At 62.3% G+C, this 18326-nt stretch carries 15 protein-coding genes and 1 pseudogene; 9 read left to right on the forward strand and 7 right to left on the reverse strand.

All coding sequences use genetic code 11. From position 1 onward, the window contains the following. Positions 1-54 precede the first annotated feature (54 nt). On the reverse strand, positions 55-960 hold the full coding sequence (locus ACRHIG_RS02910; protein WP_489629309.1) for a DUF6279 family lipoprotein: 906 nt from the start codon (positions 958-960) through the stop codon (positions 55-57). A gap of 26 nt (positions 961-986) precedes the next feature. Here ACRHIG_RS02910 and glmU point away from each other — a divergent pair, with 26 nt between their 5' ends. Further along, a complete protein-coding gene (glmU, locus tag ACRHIG_RS02915) occupies positions 987-2363 on the forward strand; it encodes a bifunctional UDP-N-acetylglucosamine diphosphorylase/glucosamine-1-phosphate N-acetyltransferase GlmU (RefSeq protein ID WP_489629310.1) in 1377 nt (458 codons plus the stop codon). Positions 2364-3015: 652 nt separating this feature from the next. Here glmU and ACRHIG_RS02920 read toward each other — a convergent pair. Continuing rightward, entirely contained in the window at positions 3016-3489 is a 474-nt protein-coding gene (locus ACRHIG_RS02920) for an Lrp/AsnC family transcriptional regulator (protein ID WP_475416973.1), read from the reverse strand. 161 nt (positions 3490-3650) lie between these two features. Between ACRHIG_RS02920 and glmS the strand changes: the two genes are divergently transcribed. Both glmS and ACRHIG_RS02930 read left to right on the forward strand, forming a co-directional pair. Further along, positions 3651-5480 carry a glutamine--fructose-6-phosphate transaminase (isomerizing) gene (glmS, locus tag ACRHIG_RS02925; RefSeq protein ID WP_034782627.1) on the forward strand — a complete coding sequence of 610 codons (1830 nt, stop codon included), beginning with the start codon at positions 3651-3653 and terminating at the stop codon, positions 5478-5480. Positions 5481-5817: 337 nt separating this feature from the next. Then, a pseudogene (locus tag ACRHIG_RS02930) lies at positions 5818-6782 on the forward strand (serine hydrolase domain-containing protein). A gap of 27 nt (positions 6783-6809) precedes the next feature. On the opposite strand, the gene ACRHIG_RS02935 reads toward ACRHIG_RS02930, so the two are convergent. Next, the gene (locus tag ACRHIG_RS02935) at positions 6810-7709 is read right to left on the reverse strand and encodes a LysR family transcriptional regulator (protein ID WP_489629311.1); all 900 of its coding nucleotides are present in this window, start codon (positions 7707-7709) and stop codon (positions 6810-6812) included. A 128-nt stretch (positions 7710-7837) separates the two neighbouring features. On the opposite strand from ACRHIG_RS02935, the gene msuE reads away from it, so the two are divergent. The 3 genes from msuE (at position 7838) to ACRHIG_RS02950 (ending at position 10519) form a co-directional block, all read left to right on the forward strand. Continuing rightward, on the forward strand, positions 7838-8419 hold the full coding sequence (gene msuE, locus ACRHIG_RS02940; RefSeq protein WP_489629312.1) for an FMN reductase: 582 nt from the start codon (positions 7838-7840) through the stop codon (positions 8417-8419). A gap of 70 nt (positions 8420-8489) precedes the next feature. Further along, positions 8490-9470, forward strand: coding sequence for a DUF1852 domain-containing protein (locus tag ACRHIG_RS02945; protein WP_489629313.1), 981 nt, complete (start codon positions 8490-8492; stop codon positions 9468-9470). 23 nt (positions 9471-9493) lie between these two features. Beyond that, entirely contained in the window at positions 9494-10519 is a 1026-nt protein-coding gene (locus ACRHIG_RS02950) for a methionine synthase (RefSeq protein ID WP_489629314.1), read from the forward strand. 33 nt (positions 10520-10552) lie between these two features. Here the strand turns inward: ACRHIG_RS02950 and ACRHIG_RS02955 are convergent, their stop codons facing one another. From ACRHIG_RS02955 to ACRHIG_RS02965, 3 genes are all read right to left on the reverse strand, one after another. Beyond that, on the reverse strand, positions 10553-11797 hold the full coding sequence (locus tag ACRHIG_RS02955) for a type II toxin-antitoxin system HipA family toxin (protein WP_475416979.1): 1245 nt from the start codon (positions 11795-11797) through the stop codon (positions 10553-10555). Positions 11798-11809: 12 nt separating this feature from the next. Next, on the reverse strand, positions 11810-12112 hold the full coding sequence (locus ACRHIG_RS02960; protein WP_489629315.1) for a helix-turn-helix domain-containing protein: 303 nt from the start codon (positions 12110-12112) through the stop codon (positions 11810-11812). A 145-nt stretch (positions 12113-12257) separates the two neighbouring features. Next, the gene (locus ACRHIG_RS02965) at positions 12258-13880 is read right to left on the reverse strand and encodes a methyl-accepting chemotaxis protein (protein ID WP_475416981.1); all 1623 of its coding nucleotides are present in this window, start codon (positions 13878-13880) and stop codon (positions 12258-12260) included. A gap of 268 nt (positions 13881-14148) precedes the next feature. Between ACRHIG_RS02965 and ACRHIG_RS02970 the strand changes: the two genes are divergently transcribed. Next, positions 14149-16596 (forward strand): DUF3772 domain-containing protein, encoded by a 2448-nt coding sequence (locus ACRHIG_RS02970; RefSeq protein WP_489629316.1) that lies wholly within the window; start codon positions 14149-14151, stop codon positions 16594-16596. A gap of 10 nt (positions 16597-16606) precedes the next feature. On the opposite strand, the gene ACRHIG_RS02975 is transcribed toward ACRHIG_RS02970, so the two are convergent. Continuing rightward, positions 16607-17095, reverse strand: a complete 489-nt coding sequence (locus ACRHIG_RS02975) for a DUF2938 domain-containing protein (protein WP_489629317.1) — start codon at positions 17093-17095, stop codon at positions 16607-16609. A 63-nt stretch (positions 17096-17158) separates the two neighbouring features. On the opposite strand from ACRHIG_RS02975, the gene ACRHIG_RS02980 reads away from it, so the two are divergent. Next, positions 17159-17803, forward strand: a complete 645-nt coding sequence (locus ACRHIG_RS02980; RefSeq protein WP_489629318.1) for an ArsR/SmtB family transcription factor — start codon at positions 17159-17161, stop codon at positions 17801-17803. After that, on the forward strand, positions 17803-18315 hold the full coding sequence (locus ACRHIG_RS02985) for a ClbS/DfsB family four-helix bundle protein (protein ID WP_489629319.1): 513 nt from the start codon (positions 17803-17805) through the stop codon (positions 18313-18315). The genes ACRHIG_RS02980 and ACRHIG_RS02985 overlap by 1 nt, the downstream gene beginning before the upstream one ends. The last annotated feature ends 11 nt before the right edge of the window (positions 18316-18326 follow it).

The following is an 18326-nucleotide window of genomic DNA, read 5'->3' on the forward strand; positions in this document are numbered from 1 at the left end:
TGGCCCCCTCTCCCAGCGCCAGGACCACCGGCTGGCGCTGCTGTTCACGTTCGCCTATTTGGGCGTGCTGGCCAGGGAATTGAAATCGTCGATCCAGCCCTGCATGCGCTTGACGGCATGGGCTTTTTGCGCCGGCGTGGCGATCTTGATGACCGTCATGACCATCTGCGCCGTGCTGCTTTCGTAGGCGTCAAAAAAGGCTTTGCGTTCCGAATGTTCCAGGCGCTCGAAACTGTCCTTGATCAGGGTCGTGATCAAGGTCGCGGTGGCTTCCTTGCCGAGTTTTTCTTGGTGGACTTTCTTGACCAGGGTCAACACATTCTGCTGGCGCCGCATGCGTTCGTCGAGCCATATCTCATTGTTCAGCGGACGCGCGTCGGACGCCTTGCGGATGATGGCTTCCTGCTCGCTGCTGAAGCCGCCGAACCACAGTTCGAATTGCTCCATGGCTTTCTTGTAGCGCAATTTCTGACGCTTCTCCTGGTCGCCGCTCAGGTATTTCTTGCGGTAATCGTCATTGTTCGACTTGAACTTCTTTTCCATCTGCGCGATCTGCTCGGGCTTGAGCGAGCGGGCCAGGTCGGCCAAGTCGGGCGCCGCCTTCAGCAGCAGTGCCTGGGTGCGCTGCTTGATCTCGCCGTAGTCGGCCATCAGGTCCGCCTGCGTGATATTGCCTTGCAGCTGTTTCTGGCCCGTGCGCAGGATTTCCACGTAATCCTTCAATTGCGTCTTGCGGTGCCAGTCGAACAGCTTGTCGATGTCTTCGCGCACCCAGCCCTTCTGGTCGCGGTCCAGGTCGACATACGCGTTCAGCCACCAGTACAGCACGGTATCGCCGTTGTTGTAGGCCAGACGCAAGCCGCTGCAGCCGGCCATGACGACGAGCATGATGGCCAGCACGGCATAAGTAAACCGCTGGAAGGGCGTGGAAGACGGGGCCTGCGTGTTAAACTTTTTCATATTCTTAACTTATAAAATTACGGTCTATGAACGTTGTCATTCTCGCTGCCGGTATGGGCAAACGCATGCAGTCGGCACTGCCCAAGGTATTGCACCCGTTGGCGGGCAAGCCGCTGTTGTCGCACGTCATCGACACGGCGCGCGTCCTGGCGCCGTCCCGATTATGCGTGATTTACGGGCATGGGGGCGCAGCGGTGCTGAAGTTGCTGGACGGCTACAAGTCCAAGCAAGACCTGGCGATCGACGCGGCGGAACAAACGCAGCAGCTGGGCACCGGTCATGCCGTGCAGCAAGCCGTGGCTTTGCTGGACGACAGCGTGCCCACCCTGATCCTGTACGGCGACGTGCCGCTGACCAGCGCCGCTTCCCTGCAGCAACTGGTGCAGGCGGCCGGGAAGGACAAGCTGGCCATCCTGACCGTGGAACAGGACGATCCCTTCGGCCTGGGCCGCATCGTGCGCGAACACGGCGCCATCGTGCGCATCGTCGAGGAAAAGGATGCCACGCCAGAAGAGCGCGCCATCCGCGAGATCAACAGCGGCATCATGGTCGCGCCCACCGTGCAGCTGAAGCAGTGGCTGTCGGCCTTGTCGAATGACAATGCCCAAGGGGAATACTATCTGACCGATATCGTTGCCCAGGCCGTCGCCGACGGCGTGGCCGTCACCTCGGCCCACCCGGCTGCCGTGTGGGAAGTGGCGGGCGTCAACAGCAAGGTGCAGCTGGCCCAGCTGGAACGCATCCACCAGAACAATATCGCGCAAGCCCTGCTCGAGCGCGGCGTGACCCTGCTGGACCCGGCCCGCATCGACGTGCGCGGCGAACTCATTTGCGGCCGCGACGTCACCATCGACGTCGGCTGCGTATTTGAAGGCCGCGTGGAACTGGGTGACGGCGTGCGCGTGGGCGCCAACAACGTCATCATCAATGCCACTGTGGCCGCTGGCGCGCACATCAAGCCCTTCTGCCATCTCGAGGACGCCGTCGTCGGCGCCGCTTCCATCATCGGCCCCTACGCGCGCCTGCGTCCGGGCACGGTCCTGGCGGAAGATGTGCACATCGGTAACTTCGTCGAAGTGAAAAACAGCCAGGTCGCCGCGCACAGCAAGGCCAACCACCTGGCCTACATCGGCGACGCCACCATCGGCTCGAAGGTCAACATCGGCGCCGGCACGATCACCTGCAACTACGACGGCGTGAACAAGTTCCGCACGGTGATTGAAGACGACGCCTTCATCGGCAGCGACAGCCAGCTGATCGCCCCCGTCACCGTCGGCAAGGGCGCCACCCTGGGCGCCGGCACGACCTTGTCGAAGGATGCGCCGGCCGGCAAGCTGACGGTGTCGCGCGCGCGGCAAGTGACCATCGACGGCTGGACGCGTCCCGTGAAAATCCCCAAGTAAGCGAGTCCGCCCTCACCCGGCATGACGCCGCCAGCCTGTCCGGGCTGGCGGCGTTTTTTTACGCCTGTGGATAATCCTGTGGAAAGTTGGCTGGCAACCCGGGATAAGTCGGGGCCTTATTTCCATCAAACATTTCCGCTGTATTTTGGTATGTGGATAAACATGTGAACAAACAGGCGGACAAGCGATGGATAAGCCCGGTATAAGCTGCGTATAAATGGTGAAAAACCTGTGGGAAAGATGGGATAAGTTATCTGGCCAAGTTTGGTGCTCGAGCAGGCAAGCTAGTCTCGCAGGCTATGAAAGTAGCCTCAGTTTTTTGCCTGCCTGGATTGTGGATAAGCTTGTGCGTAATTGGCGAATAAGTTATGAATAACTTATAAGTCATTGTATTTCAAGGATATTTAAGACAAATTTGTAAAGCCTGGCTGTGGGTAAAGCTGTGCAAAAGCCTGTGATTAATAGGTGGGCAAGCGCTGGATAAGCCGGGATAAGTTTTATCCGGGAGCTGATGTCTATTTATTGACAGGTCTCATGCGAGGCTGGATGGCGGCGGTCGTGTAAATCCGTGATGTTCATACTGTGGATAAACTTGTGCATAAGTGGGCGAAAAGGCTGGGATAAGCGGGGATAACTTCTCTGCCAGCCGGGTTTACACAGCGATGCGAGTCTCGAACTTGCTGCGAAACGTGGAAAAGTAGCTTTTCACGTTGCGCACATTCGCGTGCGCGGCAAACAGGCGGTGCGCCAGCGCGTGGTAGGCGGGCATGTCGGCCACCTGCACCATCAGCACGAAGTCGGGCCCGGGCGAGACGCGGTAGCATTGCAGCACGGCGGGCTCGTCCGCCACGAGCTGCTCGAATTCCGCCATGCGTTCCGCCGCCTGCACGTCGAGCGTGATTTCCACGATGGCCGTCAGGCGCGCCCCCACCAGCTGCGGCGCGACGATGGCCACTTGCCGTTCGATGACGCCGCTTTCCCGTAAATGCTTGACCCGCCGCAAACACGTGGGCGCCGAGACGTGCACGGCTTGCGCCAGCTCGCTGTTGGTTTGCGACGCGTCAATTTGCAAGGCGTTCAGGATGCGACGATCGATCTCGTCGAGGGTAATATTGTTATCGTTCATGATTTTGATGAATTGGAAAATATATTGAGTATAAGTGAAATAATATTTCACCGTAAAATAGTCATGAAATATTTGGTCAAAAATATACGGATTTAGAAAGCATATTTCACGCACTCTGCATTAGCATGCGTGCATTGATTAAATTTTAGACAGAGGTTTCCATGTGCGGCATCGTCGGCGCAGTAGCGCAACGTAATATCACTCCCATCCTGGTCGAAGGCTTGAAGCGCCTGGAATACCGCGGCTACGATTCCTGCGGCATCGCCCTGCATGCGGATGGCCGGTTGCAGCGTTCGCGTTCCACCTCGCGCGTGGCCGAACTGGAAAAGCAGATCGCCGAAGAAGGCTTGAGCGGTTTTACGGGCATCGCCCACACGCGCTGGGCCACGCATGGCGCCCCTGTCTCCTTCAATGCCCACCCGCACTTTTCCCCGACGGAAGAGAACGCCCGCGTGGCGCTGGTGCACAACGGCATCATCGAAAACCATGACGAACTGCGCGCCGAACTGACGGCCTTGGGTTACGTCTTCCAGAGCCAGACGGACACGGAAGTGATCGCCCACCTGGTCGAGCACATGTACAACGGCGACCTGTTCGAGACCGTGCAGCAGGCCGTGAAACGCCTCGACGGCGCGTACGCGATCGCCGTCTTCTGCCGCGACGAGCCGCACCGCGTGGTCGCCGCGCGCCAGGGCTCGCCCCTGATCGTCGGCCTGGGCAATGGTGAAAACTTTGTCGCGTCCGACGCCATGGCGCTGGCCGGCACGACGGACCAGATCATCTACCTGGAAGAAGGCGATGTGGTCGACCTGCAACTGTCGCGCTGCTGGATCGTCGATGTCGATGGCAAGCCCGTCGAGCGCGAAGTGAAAACCGTGCACGCCCACACGGGCGCGGCCGAGCTGGGCCCGTATCGCCACTACATGCAGAAGGAAATCTTCGAGCAGCCGCGCGCCATCGGCGACACGCTGGAAGGCGTGACGGGCATCATGCCGGAACTGTTCGGCGACGACGCGTATAAAATCTTCAAGCAGATCGATCGCGTGCTGATCCTCGCCTGCGGCACCAGCTCGTATGCGGGCATGACGGCCAAGTACTGGATCGAGTCGATCGCCAAGGTGCCCGTCAGCGTGGAAGTGGCCAGCGAATACCGCTACCGCGACAGCGTGCCGCACCCGAACACCCTGGTCGTCACCATTTCGCAAAGCGGCGAAACGGCCGACACCCTGGCCGCCCTGAAACATGCGCGCAGCCTGGGCATGCAGCACACCTTGACCATCTGCAACGTGGCCACCAGCGCCATGGTGCGCGAATGCGCCCTGGCCTACATCACGCGCGCCGGCGTGGAAGTGGGCGTGGCGTCCACCAAGGCGTTTACCACGCAGCTGGCGGGCCTGTTCCTGCTGACCCTGTGCCTGGCGCAAGTCAACGGCCACCTCTCCGAAGAGCAGGAAGCGGCGCACCTGAAAGCCATGCGCCACCTGCCCGTCGCCATCGCGTCCGTGCTGGCGCTGGAGCCGCAGATCATCGCCTGGTCCGAAGAATTCGCGCGCAAGGAAAACGCCCTCTTCCTGGGCCGCGGCATGCACTATCCGATCGCCCTCGAAGGCGCGTTAAAGCTGAAGGAAATCTCGTACATCCACGCCGAAGCGTATCCGGCCGGCGAGCTGAAACACGGCCCGCTGGCCCTGGTGACGAATGAAATGCCCGTCGTCACCATCGCGCCGAACGACGCCCTGATCGAAAAGCTCAAATCGAACATGCAGGAAGTACGCGCCCGCGGCGGCCAGCTGTACGTCTTCGCCGACGTCGACTCGCGCATCAGCTCCGGCGAAGGCTTGCACGTCATCCGCCTGCCCGAGCACTACGGCGATTTGTCGCCTATCCTGCACGTGGTCGCGCTGCAATTGCTCGCGTATCACACGGCGCTGGCGCGCGGCACGGATGTCGACAAGCCGCGCAATCTGGCCAAGTCGGTGACGGTGGAGTAAGCCGGCCGGGGGCCGTCCCGGGCCACCAGGAATAGAAAGAAAACGCCACCGCCAGGTGGCGTTTTCTTTCTACCTGGAAAATTCATACGCATGACTTTTTCTGCCGCCGCTGAATCCATTGTGCGAGAATGCCCATCCCCCTTCGATGGTGCGCATGATGACCAAACTCGCCGCAATCATGACTGGAATGACACTCGTGCTGGCAGCTTGCAAACCCGCAGCCACGGCACCTGCGCACGACATTCCTGCGGCCATGCGCCAGACCGCGACCACCCTGTTGCAGTCGCCATTGCTGCACGCGACCTCGATTGCCGTCGTGTATCGCGGCAAGCAATTCATGCTGCATCAAGGCGAGCTGGAGACCGGCAAAGCCAATCCGCCGGACGATACGACGCTGTATGAAATCGGCTCGGTCAGCAAGACTTTTGCCGGCCTGCTGCTGGCGAACGCCGTGCTGGATGGGAAGGCGGCGCTCGACGATCCCATACAAACGTACCTGCCAGCCGCCTACCCGAACCTGCAGTCGCAGGGGCAGGGGCAGCCCATTCGCCTGCGCCACTTGATCACGCACACGAGCAATATGCCGGGCATGCTGCCCTTGCAGGTGAACGCTGTCTTGAAGGATTTCACGGCACATACCACGCCAGCAAAGCTCAATGCCGCCTATGCCGGCTACGGACAACGGCAATTCTGGCAGGACTTGCACACGGTTAGCATCAAGGGGCCGCTCGGCAAGGACTACGCGTATTCCAGCGCCGGTACCGAACTCGTTGCGCACACGCTCGAAAAAATCTATGGCATGCCCTATGAAGTCTTGCTCACGCAATGGCTCGCGCGCGAAGCGGGCATGCAGGATACCAGGCTGAGCATCACCGCCAAGGATGCCGGCCGGCTGGCGCCCGGCTACCACAGCGACAATCCCGCCGTCACCACGCCGATGCCGCAACTGCCCTGGGGGCGGCGGGCAACCTGAAGTCGACGATGCCGGACATGGCGAAATACCTGCGCCTGCAATTGGGCGCCCATCCCGCCGTCGTCGAATCGCACCAGCCGCTGGTCCGCTTTCAGGACGACTTCAGCATCGGCTATTTCTGGAACATCGGCAGCAATCGCCAGCTGGGCACGCATTATGTCCACCATGGCGGCGTGCCGCGTGCGCAAAGCTACGCCTACATCGTTCCCAAATATCAGCTTGGCGTCTTTATCATCACCAACCAGAGCGGCGACGCTACGGCCGGCGCCATGGAAAGCGCGCTGGCGCGTCTTTTCGACACCGTGGAAGCCATGGAAGGCGCGCGGTAGCCGGCCCCGGCGAACCGGCGTGCGTGCTTAGCTTCCCTGCGCAACGACAGGCTGGCGCGCCAGTGCGATGAAGGCGCGCACATAGTCGATGGCGGTGTCCGTCTCGCGTGCGCCCAGGAAGATCTGCTTGGCGATGCCGCGCGCGCCCAGCCGCACCGGCACCACGTCCATCTTGGCCGCATATTCCTCGACCAGCCAGCGCGGCAGGGCGGCCACGCCGCGGCCGCTGGCCACCATCTGCAGCATGATATCGGTCGTTTCGATGGCTTTGTGGCGCTTGGGCGTGACACCGGCCGGCAAGAGGAATTGATTGTAAATATCCAGGCGCTCGATGTCGACGGGGTAGCTGATGAGCACTTCCCGGGTCAGCTGCTGCGGCTGCACATACGCCGCTGTAGCGAGTGCATGGCCCTTGGCCACGACGAGTACCTGCTCGTAGTCGAACACGGGTTCGAAGGTCAGCCCCGGCTTGTATAGCGGGTCGGGCGTGACCAGCAGGTCGATCTCGTAGCCGAACAGCGCGCCGATGCCGCCGAACTGGAACTTTTGCTTGACGTCCACATCCACGTCGGGCCATGCGGTCAGATACGGCGACACCACTTTGAGCAGCCACTGGTAGCAAGGGTGGCATTCCATGCCGATGCGCAGCGCGCCGCGCTCGCCCTGCGCGAACTGGCCCAGGCGCTCTTCGGCCAAGTCCAGTTGCGGCAGTACCCGGTTCGCCACCGCCAGCAGATACTGGCCGGCCTGCGTCAGGCGCAAATTTCTCCCTTCGCGCAGCCAGACGTCGGTGCCCAGTTGCTGCTCCAGCTTCTTCATGCTGTGGCTCAGGGCCGACTGGGTCAGGTGCAGCACGCCTGCGGCGGCCGTCAACGACCCTTGTTTTTCGACCTGCTGGACGATGCTGAGGTGGATGCGTTCAAGCATTGGAATGAGCCATATTCATGGATGTATGAAATATGACCATTATACTTCATCGATTCCTCCCGCTATCATCCACTTCCCTGCTGCCGGTATTTACCGGCCTTCGCGCATCACTCCCTATGAAAGCAAACATGACACGTCCCCTGCGTATAGTCGCGGTTTCCGGCGGGCTACAACGCCCTTCCAAGGCGGCAGCCCTGGCCGAGCACCTGATGGACCTGATCGCCGACGAAGTGCTGTGCGAACAACGCCTGGTCGAACTGGGTCAGCTGGCGCCGCAGCTGGCCGGCGCCGTCTGGCGCTCGCAGCTGCCCGAGACGGTGGAGCGGGAACTTGCGGCGGTCGAGCAAGCTGACATCGTGGTAGTGGCAACCCCGGTCTATCGCGGCTCCTACACGGGACTGTTCAAGCACTTCTTCGACTTCATTCATCAGGACGCCTTGATCGACAAGCCCGTCCTGCTGGCGGCTACCGGCGGCAGCGAGCGCCATGCCCTGATGATCGATCACCAGTTGCGGCCCCTGTTCAGCTTTTTCCAGGCACGCACCTTGCCGCTGGGCGTCTACGCGACCGACAAGGATTTCCTCGACTACCGTCTGCAGGACGAGGCGCTGATCCAGCGGGCCGCACTGGCGGTGCAACGGGCCTTGCCCTTGATCGGATTGACGCGCCATGCGAGACCGGCCACGACGCAAGAGCTGGCCGCCGCCTGATATGCATCGCCACAGTCGCCAGGCAAGCAACCCATTCACCTTTTCGCAGAAATCAGGACAGCAGATCACCATGAGCAACGACTTTGTATTCAGCATCAAGAGCATTGTTTTCGATGAAAACTATCATCCATCGGACACTACGCGCCTGACGACCAACTTTGCCAATCTGGCCAGGGGAAAGAGCCGCCAGGAGAACTTGCGCAACACCCTGAAAATGATCGACAGCCGCTTCAACAGCCTGGCGCACTGGGACAACCCGAAGGCAGACCGTTATTCTGTCGAGCTCGAAATCATTTCCGTCGAGTTGAATATCGATGTCAAAGGCGGCAATATCCCGCTGATCGAGATATTGAAGCCGAATATCCTGGATAAAAAAACCGGACAACGCATCGATGGCATTGCGGGGAATAACTTCTCCTCTTACGTGCGCGATTACGATTTCAGCGTGCTGCTGCCAGAACACAACAATAATCAAGCCACATTCAGCGCACCAGAGGATTTCGGCGATTTTCATGGCAAGCTGTTCAAGCACTTTGTCAGATCCGATGCTTATCAAGAGCGCTTCAGCAAGCCGCCGGTCATCTGCCTCAGCGCTTCGAGCAGCAAGACCTATCAGCGGACGGAAAATCAGCACCCCATCCTGGGCGTCGAGTATCGGCAAAACGAGTTCTCCTCGACGGATGCCTATTTCGAGAAAATGGGCATGCAGGTGCGCTATTTCATGCCGCCAAACAGTGCCGCGCCGCTGGCGTTTTATTTTATCGGCGACCTGCTGGGCGACTACAGCAATCTGGAGCTGATCGCCACCATCAGCACGATGGAAACCTTTCAAAAGATTTATCGGCCCGAAATCTACAATGCCAATGCCGCGGCGGGGAAATGCTATCAGCCCAGCCTGAAGAATCAGGATTATTCACTGACGCAAATTGTCTATGACCGGGAAGAGCGCAGCCAGCTGGCTGTCAAGCAGGGCAAATATACGGAAGAGCATTTCATCAAGCCCTACAAGCATGTTCTCGAACAATGGGCTGCCGCCACGCTCGCTGATTAATCCAACTACACGAAATCGCCATCATGAAAAAATTATTGCCTACATCAACCGCCGGCAGCCTGCCCAAACCTTCCTGGCTGGCGCAGCCTGAAAAACTCTGGTCGCCCTGGAAATTACAGGACGAGGAATTAATCGAGGGCAAACAGGATGCCTTGCGTTTGTCGCTGCAGGAACAGCAGCAGGCAGGCATCGATATCGTCAGTGACGGCGAGCAGACCCGCCAGCATTTTGTCACCACGTTTATCGAGCATCTGAGCGGCGTCGATTTCGACAAACGCGAGACCGTCCGAATCCGTGACCGCTACGATGCGAGCGTGCCGACCGTCGTGGGCGCCGTGAGCCGCACCAAGCCGGTGTTTGTCGACGACGCCAAATTTTTACGTCAGCAAACCACGCAACCGATCAAATGGGCGCTGCCAGGTCCGATGACGATGATCGATACGCTGTATGACAGCCACTATAAAAGCCGCGAAAAACTGGCCTGGGAATTTGCCAAGATCCTCAATCAGGAAGCGCGGGAACTGGAGGCGGCCGGCGTCGACATCATCCAGTTCGACGAACCCGCTTTCAATGTCTTCTTCGATGAAGTGAACGATTGGGGCATCGCCACCCTGGAGCGGGCGATCGAAGGGCTCAAATGCGAAACGGCCGTGCATATTTGCTATGGTTACGGCATCAAGGCCAATACGGACTGGAAAAATACGCTGGGGTCCGAATGGCGCCAATATGAGGAATCGTTCCCCAAGCTGCAGCAATCGAATATCGACATCATCTCGCTGGAATGCCACAACTCGCGCGTGCCCATCGACCTGATTGAACTCATACGCGGCAAAAAAGTGATGGTCGGCGCCATCGACGTGGCCAGCAATACCATTGAAACGCCGGAGGAAGTGGCCAACACCCTGCGCAAGGCGCTGCGCTTTGTCGATGCCGACAAGCTTTATCCGAGCACCAACTGCGGCATGGCGCCCCTGGCGCGTCGCGTGGCAAGAGGCAAACTCAATGCGCTTAGCGCGGGCGCGGAAATCATCCGAAGGGAAATCTCCTAGCAGACTGGGAAAATACCGCAAACCCGATTTCGCCTAAGCCAGCCGTACCAGCATCACCCGCAAGCGCTCCGCCATCCGTGCCCGCAAGGCCCCGTTCAGCAGCGGCGCCACCTGCACAAAAGCTTCGGCGATGCGCACCAGCAAGGCATCGACATGCTCCTCCGCCTGCAGGCGCGTGGCGAAGCCGAAACGGGTGTGATCGCGCAGCATGGCGTCGCGCGTGATGTCGCGGCGGCCGGCGCTCACTTGCATGACCAGCGTTTGCGGGTCGTCTTCCGTATCCGGCACGACATCGAACGCGGGCGAGAGGCGCCAGCGCTGTTCATCCAGGTCGAACAGCACGGCGTGGTTGCGCGGATGATCGTCGTTGTTGCCGACGACACCGTTGAAGACCATGCGGCCGAACAGCTCGATGCCGTCTTCCGGCGGCGCGCCGATGCGCCGGAGTTCTTCGGCCAGGCGGGGATAGCTGGCGCCATCGCTGTCGGCCGCTTCCACCGGCGGATATTGCACTTGCAGCAGCGAAGCGGCGCTGGCCGTCATGACGCGTTGCGCGCCGCGCCGGTCGTAGCGCAGGATGCGCACGACGCTGCGTTCGGCCGTCAATGCATGGTGGCGCGTGTCGGCGAAACGCAGGCCGGACGCCTTGCCCCATTGCATGGTCGCGTATTCCAGCAGCGCCAGGTCGACCGTATCGGTCATCAGGCCCGGTTTCACCAGCCAGTAATCTGCACCGTCCCGTACCGTGGCCTTCGGGCGTGCGCCGCCCATGCTCGGGGTGGCGAACAGGCGCTTGCGCAAGGGCGCATTGAGTGGCGGCCGGCTTTCCGCGATGGCCAGCAGTTCCTGCACCAGCGCGTCCAGGCGATGCAGCGTGGGGCTGGCCAGCTGCGCTATGTTCGGTTTGGGCGTGTCGCCCACAGCCAACGCACCCCAGCGGTCGCCATTGCCCGACAGGCGCAGGAACTGGATGGCCGTGGCTTTTTCGCCCAGCTGGTGTGCGCGGCGTATCAGCATCTGCCCCCAGGAATCCGGACTCGCGTCGCGCAGCACGTCATGCAGGCCGCCATAGCGTCGCGCCAGGTGTTCCACGCCGGGAATAAACGGCAGATTGACGGGATCGATGCTCCAGGACAAGCCTGCATCGGCATAGCTGGGCGCGTACAGAAAGCTGCCGATGCCGGTATGCGCATCGAGCACATAGCGGCCCACCACTACCCACGCGCCGTTGTCGGGCCGCTGCAGATAGACAAACAAGGGACGGCTAGAAGTAGCCATCGTCGCCCTCGTTCAAGGCGGGGCGGCTGCGGATGTTGACGCTGTCCATCTGCCACAGCACCGCGTCGGGTTCCGGCGCCGTGATGGCGAGGATGCCGAGCACGTGGAAGGCGGCCAGGAACAGGCCCACGTTGACGGACGCTTCCCCCTTTCCATGCGTTGCAGGGTGGGGTGTGAAATGTCGAGGCGGGCGCACAGGTCGCGTGCCGTGATGTTTTGCTGCACGCGCTGCTTGCGCACGCACTGGCCCCATATCCTGAGCCGCTCGTTGACGAGCGTCGGCATGGCGTCTTTCGGGCGGGCACGTTTTGTCATGATAAGGAAGTGAACATATTTTTTATATTGTAGTCCTTAATTGAAAGAATATGTCCACAGTCCTTCATCTTGAAGGTAAACATAGAATTGAATTTAATGATGTTAAATTCAATCTTATGTTCATGATGCGCGCCGTTGCCCTATTTTAAAATTCCTCCCACTGCGCCGGTGCGCAGGCGCGTTGCGGCGCGGCAGGGGCTGGCAAGGTCGCCGCTGGCACGCCGCCGAGCTTGAAGGCGCTCACCACCTGCGCCAGGGTGGCCGCCTGCTCCTGCATGGCGGCGGCGGCCGCCGCCGATTCTTCCACCAGGGCCGCGTTTTGCTGGGTGACGTTGTCCATCTCGCTGATGGCCTGGTTGATTTGCTCGATGCCGGCAGTCTGTTCCGCGCTGGCGGACGTGATCTCTTCCATGATGTCGGTGACGCGGCGCACGCTGTCGACCAGGTCGCTCATGGTGTTGCCGGCCTGGTGCACGAGCTCGCTGCCGGCCGCCACGGTCTGGGTCGAGTCGTCGATCAGGGTCTTGATTTCCTTGGCGGCCGCCGCCGAGCGGTGCGCCAGGCTGCGCACTTCCGTGGCCACCACGGCAAAGCCGCGGCCCTGCTCTCCCGCGCGCGCCGCTTCCACGGCCGCGTTCAAGGCCAGAATGTTGGTCTGGAAGGCGATGCCGTCAATGACGCCGATGATGTCGGCAATCTTGTTTGACGAGGCGTCGATTTGCCGCATCGTCGCCACCACTTGCGCGATGACGGCGCCGCCGCGCTGCGCCACGCCGGAGGCCGTGTCAGCCAGCACGTGCGCCTGGCGCGCATTGTCGGCATTCTGCTTGACGGTCGAGGTCAGCTCTTCCATGGATGAGGCTGTCTCTTCCAGCGAACTGGCTTGCTGCTCCGTGCGCGCAGACAGGTCCAGGCTGCCCGTCGCCACTTCGGACGAGGCCGACGCGATCGTTTCCGTGCCGGCGCGCACCGTGCCCACCGTGTGCGCCAGGTTGTCGTTCATGCGCTTGAGCGCTTGCAACAGTTGCCCCATTTCATCGCTCGACTGCACGGTGATACGGCTGCGTAAATCGCCCGCGGCAACCGTGTTTGCCACCTGCAGCGCCGTGGCGACGGGACCGGTGATCGAGCGCGTGATGCCATACGCCAACGCCGCCGCGATGGCCAGCGCCGCCAGCGACATGCCGATCAGCAAGGTGCGCGTATTGGCATAGGTGGTGTTGGCGTTGTCGCCCGCCGTGGTGGCCAGGGTGTTTTGCAAGCTGATTTGTTCGGCAATCAACTGCTTGTAGACAAGTAAGACGGGGCGCAGCTGGCCGTACAGGTAGGCGCTGCTGTCGTCCGGCGTGCCGCCCTTGATCAGCGCCAGCAGTACCTCCTGCCCCTGCGCGTAGCGCGTGTTGGCGTCGTTCATCTTCGCCAGCAAGGCGCGTTCGCGCTCGGAATCGAGCATGCTGGCGAGCTTGCCGAGATTGCCGGCCGCCGCCTGGCGCGCGGCCAGGATGGCGTCGGTCTGCTTGCGCTGGTCGGCCGGATCGGCGCTGAGCATCATGTTGCGCAGGGCAATGGCGATGTCGTTGATGTTGGCCGACACGCTGTTGGCGAGCGCAATCTTGGGCATGCTGTCATGCACGATGTGGCCGGTGCCCTGGTTGATCTTGCCCAGCATGGCAATGCCCAGGCAAGAGATGATGATCAGCATGGTGCCGATGGCGGCAAAGCCCACGGCAAGGCGTGTGCCGATGGTCAGGTGGGATAAAAACTTCATGGCGGTCTCGATACGGAGGGAATGGTGAAAAGGTCGGCGGCGTGCAGATGGCTGCCGCGCCGCCAAGCGGACGACGATCCTAGACCTTTTTGAATGATATTTCCATAGGGCAATATGCCTAGTCGCGCCTGGGGGCACACGCCAGTTCCGCTTATCCTGTGGCTTGCCGGTGTTTTCAGCTATATTGGCAGGCACCCGCCGGGCGGCGCGCCATGAGCGGCGCCGCTGCCAATCCGGCCGTTTTTCTCATTTTCAGCCATAGGTCCGCATGACTTCTTTCCGTCTCCGTTTTTTCCCCTTCCTGCTGCCGCTGCTATTGACCCTGCTGCTGGCGTGCTCGCTGGCCGCGCCACCGGCCTGGTCGCAACCCGTCGACGATGCCGCCACGGCCGACCAGCGCCTCGACGGCTTGCGCAAGCAGATCACGGCCATCCAGAAGGCGCTCGATGGCGAGGCGGAACTCGATGACGCGACCCTGTCGCAGATGCGCGCCGATGCGCTGGCGGCCAGCGCCGAGGCGGACAAGGTGGCCGAGGCGCTCACGCCCACGCTGTCGAGCGTGCAGGCGCGGCTGGCCGAGCTGGGCAAGCCGGCGGCGGGCACGAAAGATGCCCCCGACGTGGCGGCGCAGCGCAGCCAGCTGGACCGCACCAGCAGCGCCCTCGACGCGCAAGTCAAACTGGCGCGCCTGCTGGCCGTGGAAGCGACGCAGGCGTCGGAACAGGTGTCGACGGCGCGCCGCGCGCAGTTGCAGGCGCGCCTGGGCGAGCGCACGGCCTCGATTCTGGCCGGCTCGTTCTGGAACCAGCTGCACGCCGAATTGCCGCAGAATCTGCAGCGTCTGCGGGCACTGGAGCAGGAATTGGGCAACGCGGCGCGCGCCACGCCGTGGTCGGCCTGGGGCGGCTTGCTGGCCGGTATCGTGGCCGTGATCGGCGCCAGCATCTGGGCTTCGCGCTATCTGCTGGTGGTCACGGCCACGCGCGTGCCGCATGGCCGTTTGCGCCGCTCGCTGCATGCGCTGGCCGTGCTGGTGCTGGCGCTGGCCACGCCGGGGCTGGTGGCGGAATTGCTGGCCATGGGCTTGCGCTGGGAGGGCGGCCTGTCCGAAAAAACCTCGACTTTCCTCAGCAGTTTGATCGGCATCATCTGTTTTGCCGGTTTTACGGCGGGACTCGGCCATGCGCTGCTGTCGCCGTGGCGCGTGTCGTGGCGCCTGCTGCCTCTGCCCGATGCGCTGGCGCACCGCCTGCGCCATTTTCCCGCGATGTTTTCCTTCATCGTGGTGCTCGTGTGGGCCACGGAACGGGTCACCATCGTCATCAATGCGGGCCTGTCGACGGCCGTGGCCGTCAATTGCATCGTCGCCCTGGTGATGAGCACGACCATCGCCTATGGCTTGATGCGCGCCGAGCGCTGCTGGCGCCTGTTGCGCGAGGCCGATCCCGCCACCCTGGTCACGCCGCTGTGGCTGCGCTGCGTCACGGTGCTGCTGTGGCTGGCGCTGGCGTCGAGCGTCATCAGCTTGCTGGTCGGCTATGTGGCCTTCGGCAGCTTTGTCGCCAAGCAAATCGCCTGGGTCATCGTGGTGGTGGGCAGCACCTATCTGCTGACGGTGCTGGTCGATGATATCTGCATGCTGCTGGCCTCGACGCCGCCGCCGCCGGACGCCGTCAACCCCGTGCTGGCCACGCCCAAGGCGCGCGACCAGGCGGCCGTGCTGCTGTCGGGCATCGGCCGCGCCATCGTCGTGCTGCTGGCGCTGATGCTGCTGCTGGCGCCGTTCGGCGAAGGTCCGGGCGAGCTGTTCCAGCGCGTCGGCAAGCTGCAGGATGGCCTGGCCATCGGCGAGGTGGCGATCCGCCCTGGCGCGCTGATCCAGGCCCTGCTGGTGCTGGTCGTCGGCTTCGTAGCGCTGGGCCTGTTCAAGCGCTGGCTGCAAAACAGCTATTTGCCGACCACCAATCTCGATTCCGGCATGCAAGTGTCGTTCATCACCCTGTTCGGCTATATCGGCGGCGTGCTGGCCGTGGCGCTGGCCCTGTCGGCGGCCGGCATCGGTCTGGAACGCATCGCGTGGGTGGCGTCGGCCTTGTCGGTGGGTATCGGCTTCGGCTTGCAGGCCGTAGTGCAGAACTTCGTTTCCGGCCTGATTCTATTGGCCGAGCGCCCCGTGAAAGTGGGCGACTGGGTCTCGCTGGGCGGCGTGGAAGGCGATATCCGCCGCATCAATGTGCGCGCCACGGAAATCCAATTGGGCGACCGCTCGACGGTGATCGTGCCGAACTCGGAATTCATCACCAAGACGGTGCGCAACGTCACCCTGGCCAATCCCCTGGGCCTGGTGCAGGTCAAGCTGCCGCTGCCGCTGGGCACGGATGCGCAAGCGGCGCGCGCGCTGATCCTGTCCGCGTTTGTCGATAATCCCGACGTGCTCGACACGCCGGCGCCCAATGTGCAGCTCGACGGCATCGACAATGGCTTGTTGCTGTTCAACGCCACCGGCTATGCCTCGTCGCCGCGCTTGACGTCGGGCATCCGCAGCGCCCTGCTGTTCGAGCTGCTCAAGCGCCTGGACGAGGCGCATATCGCGATCGCCAAGCCCAGCACCATGGTGCTGAGCAGCGTGCCGGTGCAGTCCGAGGCGCCGCTGATCCCGGCGGTGGCCGCCGCGCCGGCCCCGGCGCCCGCACCCGTGCCGCCGCTGACGAGCTAGTCGGCACGAGTCAGCGCACGGTCGACCACAGCAGCGCCGCCAGGTACAGGCCGATGCCGAACGCCGTGTGGGCCATCAGGCTGCGCAGGCGGGCGGCCACCGGATGCGGTGTCTTGCTGGCGGCCAGGCCGGCGCCCATGCACGGCTGCAAGATGCAAAACGGCGCGGCCACGCTCACGAGGCCCGCCAGCAGGGCCGGCGCGAACGTCGGCCCTTGCACCCACTCCTGTCCCACCAGCGCCAGCAGCACGGCCGCAAACAGCACGCCGATCACGTAATGGGCGGTCCAGCCCAGGATGGCTTCATCGCGCACGGGCGCCGCCTGGGCGATGTTGACGTGGCTCAAGGTGCCGCGCGGCAAATGGCCGAGCCAGCGTCCCACCATCGCAAAGTTCAGCGAGGGTATGCACCAGAAGCGCTTTAACGCCACCGCCCACACATCCATCACTGCCGTCGCGCCCACGCCGATCGCCAGGGCATCGAGCCAGAGTATTTGCATCGTGTCTCCCTTATAACATTCAATTGATTGCTTGAATGTTATAAGGGTGCTAGCATCGTGTCAATGAAAAATGCTGATATTGAATTGCTTACCGGTTCCGCCGGGTTTGCCCATATTTTAGGCAGCGCGCCGCGCTTGCGCCTGCTCGAGCAGATCGCGCACGGCGAGTATGCAGTGGAGCAACTGGTGGAGTTGACGGGCTTGTCCGTGGCGAATACCTCGCAGCATTTGCAGCAGCTGCGGCGCGCCGGTTTCGTGCAGGCGCGGCGCGACGGCAAGCGCGTGCTGTACCGGCTCGGCAACGGCCCTGTCATGCAATTGCTCGATGCGCTGGACGTGTATGCGCAGCACCAGCGCAGCGAATTGCAGGCGCTGGGCCGGGGCGACCATGTGGAAGCGATCACGGGCGACGAGCTGCTGGAACGCATGCAGGAAGCCAGCATCACCGTGCTCGACGTGCGGCCCGCGCAGGAATTTGCCGCCGGCCACTTGCCCGGCGCGATCAATATTCCTTTTGACGACTTGCAGCGCCGCCTGGACGAATTGCCCGCGAACGCAGAGATTGCCGCCTACTGCCGCGGCCCGTACTGCGTGCTGTCCGTGCAGGCCGTGGCGGCCCTGCGCCAGCACGGCTTGCCTGCGCGCCGCCTCGGCAGCGGCTACGACGACTGGCAGGCGGCCGGCTTGCCGGTGATCCGGGCGGCGTGATGGCGATCCCCAACAGCAAGCAGGAACTGGTCGAGGCGATTACCACCACGTACGCGAAACTGGTGCAGGAGCTGGCGCGCGTGCCGCCGGCCTTGGCGCGCGATCCCGTGCTGGAGGGGCAAGTGAAAGGCACGCGCATGAGCGTGTGCGATCTGCTCGCCTACCTGGTGGGGTGGAACGAGCTGGTCTTGCACTGGCACGCGCAGCTGCGCGACGGCAAACGCATCGAGGACATCGCCTTTCCCGCCGAAGGTTTCACGTGGAACGCTCTCGGCGCTCTGGCGCAGCGCTTCTATGCCGACTATGCTGACCTCAGCATGGACGACTTGCTGCAGCGCCTGGAGCAGGCGAAAGACCAGCTGCTGGCGCTGATCGACGCGCACGACGACGTGCAATTGTATGGCCAGCCCTGGTACACGCATTACACGATGGGGCGCATGATCCAGTTCAATACGGCGTCGCCGTATGCGAACGCGCGCACGCGCTTGCGGTCCTGGCGCAAGACCATGTAGGCAGCGACCGG

This window comes from Janthinobacterium sp. C22 (assembly GCF_057919405.1).